Origin of the sequence: Halothiobacillus sp. (assembly GCF_028710545.1) — a bacterium.
GTDB lineage: Bacteria > Pseudomonadota > Gammaproteobacteria > Halothiobacillales > Halothiobacillaceae > Halothiobacillus.
In genome coordinates, this window is record NZ_JAQTTX010000028.1 from 30792 (window position 1) to 33916 (window position 3125).

Genomic DNA, 3125 nt, shown 5'->3' on the forward strand with positions numbered 1-3125 from the left:
GGGACATGCGCCAGAAAACAGGCTGGACACACGTGCGATTACCGGATGATTTTAACCTGTTTTGGCTGCAAGACGGCAGATGATCCCACGCATTTATGGAAATACGCCTCGGGACAGAACCAGATCATGCTTTAAGGAACCAAACAAAGACCAGTCCCGGCAAATCAAGCACAAAATTGGCGCAAATAACCGCATGATGGCTTGCTGGAAAATACACAGATTGGTATTGTGTTGCCTCTTTTTACACGGATGTCATGCAGGCGAAACAGTTTCAAAAACCGACAAGGGTCCAGTCGATTATTTCACGCCATTTTTCATGGGCGAAAACATTTAATAATCAACTCCTTGAACAATAATGAACCGCCCATTACTCCGACCTCATTAATACAGTTATACCGGTATATTTTATGTTCAAACGTTTCCGCGGCATCTTCTCAACTGATCTCTCCATCGATCTGGGTACGGCCAATACCCTGATTTACGTCAGCGGTCGCGGAATCGTACTGGATGAACCTTCGGTCGTCGCCCTGAGAAACGAAGGAGGCCAAACCGCCATTCAGGCGTACGGTATTGAAGCGAAACAAATGGTCGGACGCACCCCGAAATCCATTCAGGCCGTGCGTCCACTGCGCGATGGCGTAATCGCGGACTTCCACGTTACCGAAAAAATGCTCCAGCACTTCATCAAGAAGGTGCACTCCAGTCATTGGTTCCGCCCCAGCCCACGCGTTCTGGTCTGTGTACCCGTCGGGGCAACCCAGGTTGAACGCCGTGCCATTCGGGAATCGGTTTTGAGCGCCGGAGCCCGCAAGGCGTACATCATTGAAGAACCAATGGCCGCGGCCATTGGTGCCGGCATCAACGTGGATGAGCCACGAGGCTCGATGGTGGTCGACATCGGCGGTGGTACCTCGGAAGTCGGGGTGATTTCACTCGACGGCATTGTCTACTCCTCTTCGGTGCGCATTGGTGGCGACAAATTCGACGAAAGCATCATCGCGTTCGTGCGCCGGCACTATGGCATCCTGATCGGTGAAGCCACCGCCGAGCGAATCAAGAAAGAAATCGGTTCAGCCTATCCTGGCAAGGAACTGCTTGAAATCGACGTCAAGGGGCGCAATCTGGCCGAGGGTGTACCGCGCAGCTTTACGCTGAACAGCAATGAAATCCTCGAAGCGCTGAATGAACCCCTCTACGGCATCGTTCAGGCCGTGCGCACCGCACTGGAACAAACACCACCTGAACTCGGTTCGGATATCGCCGAACGCGGCATCGTGCTCACCGGTGGCGGCGCCCTGCTTCGCGATATCGACAAACTGATCCGTGAAGAAACCGGCCTGCCCGTCGTGATTGCCGATGATCCGCTCACTTGCGTTGCACGGGGCGGCGGCAAGGTACTCGAACTCATCGATCAGCGCCACAGCTCGCTGTTTGCCGCTGAATAACGCCCAAGACCATTCGTGACCTTATTCGAGTCACATCGCCCCGGCATTACCAAGCTTTTGGTCCTGGTGTTGCTGTCCGTGTTTCTGATGGCGCTGGATCGAGCGGGCAGCTCATGGGTTAAACAGCTTAATAGCGGTATCGGCAGCCTGACCGATGGCATTGCCCGAATTGTGCATGCGCCCGCTGCCTGGGGAGCAAATCTTTCTCTATTTCTTGAAAACAAAACAGAACAGGTCAAAAGGATACGCGCGCTCGAAGAGGAGAACCTCCTGCTCAAGGGGCAAATGCAGCAGTTTTTTGATCTACAGAAACAACTGAACGAGCTCAGAAAACTACTGCATGGCCAGAGCACGGAAGTACCCAACGTTTTGCTGGCTCGTTTGATCGCCGTTAACGACAACCCCGAACAGCGAACATTCACGATCAACCGCGGTATCCGTGATGGCGTAAAACCGGGCCAGCCCGTCATTGACGGCCAAGGTATCGTGGGTCAGATTCTCCGCAGCTCATTGACCGGCGCCGTTGTCCTGAAAATTGACTCGCGCCACTATGCCCTATCCGTTGCTATCGGCGATACCGGCTTCGTTGGCATTGTCAAGGGAACCGATACGCGCGACACCCTGACCATGAGTCGCATTCCGGAACGCTTCAATGTAAAAGTCGGCGATCTGCTGACCACTTCGGGCCTGGACGGCGTATTTCCCCAAGGTTATCCCGTTGCACGGGTCACCCAGGTGCAGGATGAACGCAGTCAGGCTTTCGTCAACATTACGGCCCGACCCGTTGCCGATCTTGATCGTATCAGCCAGGTGTTGGTCCTGACCGATCCACCGGATGCCCCACCGCCGCCCGATAGGAAGGCAGAGCAGGCTTCTGTGGTGTCAATTCCTTCGCAGCGTCTGATTGAATCGACTCAAGATATTGCGCCTCGTGCGCCAGACTTTCTTGCGCCAAGCTTCAGCGCACCCCCGGCGACTCAGTCACAGCCCGGCCAGGAGAAGCCGCATGCGCAGTAACTGGGTGATGATCCCGCTCAGCCTGCTGGTGGCGTTGATCCTGACGATTGAGCCCAGCGTGCCACTGTACCAGCACTACGCGCCCCAGTGGCTGCTGCTGACTGTTCTGTACTGGTGTATCCGTGAACCCAATTCGGTCGGGCTGGGCGTCGCCTGGTTATCTGGACTGGTTCTTGATGTCGCAAGTGTAGGATTACTTGGGGCGAATGCACTTCTGTTCACTCTGAGTGCCGCCGTGGTTCTGGGTTTGAGGCAAATACTTTTCCTTACCGGCCCAGTCCAGCAGGCACTGTTCATAGCTGGATTAAGCACGGTTTACTTGCTGTTTTCGCTCTGGATGCAGGGGGGAATTTCCGAACCGAACATGCTTTTGCATAATCTGGTGCGCGTAGTGAGCAATCTCGTTGCCTGGCCATTTATCTTGATGGTTTTTCACCTGTTCCGCAGGCGATATTGATCAGCGCTTCCCTAAGGAACCTCTGATTGAATCGAAAATACTGGGCGGCTGACGTTCAACGTGATTTTTTTCGCTTGATGAGCCGGTTTTGGCTGAAAATCTCCCCAAATTTCAGCATTTCGACGGTTTTTGGGCAGATTTTCCCTGTGTTCATGCCGCCAGTCTCCCGCGCAGCAAGTAAAGATTTGCCAGTACCATCAGGCTCA

At 54.1% G+C, this 3125-nt stretch carries 3 protein-coding genes; all 3 read left to right on the forward strand.

Annotated features, from left to right (window positions below; translation table 11 throughout):
• The first annotated feature begins 407 nt into the window (after positions 1-407).
• The 3 genes from PHD44_RS07270 to mreD are packed head-to-tail and all read left to right on the forward strand — an operon-like array spanning position 408 to position 2919.
• Positions 408-1445, forward strand: a complete 1038-nt coding sequence (locus tag PHD44_RS07270) for a rod shape-determining protein (protein ID WP_300189779.1) — start codon at positions 408-410, stop codon at positions 1443-1445.
• 15 nt (positions 1446-1460) lie between these two features.
• Positions 1461-2462, forward strand: coding sequence for a rod shape-determining protein MreC (gene mreC, locus PHD44_RS07275; RefSeq protein ID WP_300189781.1), 1002 nt, complete (start codon positions 1461-1463; stop codon positions 2460-2462).
• Positions 2452-2919, forward strand: a complete 468-nt coding sequence (gene mreD, locus PHD44_RS07280) for a rod shape-determining protein MreD (protein ID WP_300189784.1) — start codon at positions 2452-2454, stop codon at positions 2917-2919. The genes mreC and mreD overlap by 11 nt, the downstream gene beginning before the upstream one ends.
• Positions 2920-3125: the final 206 nt, after the last annotated feature.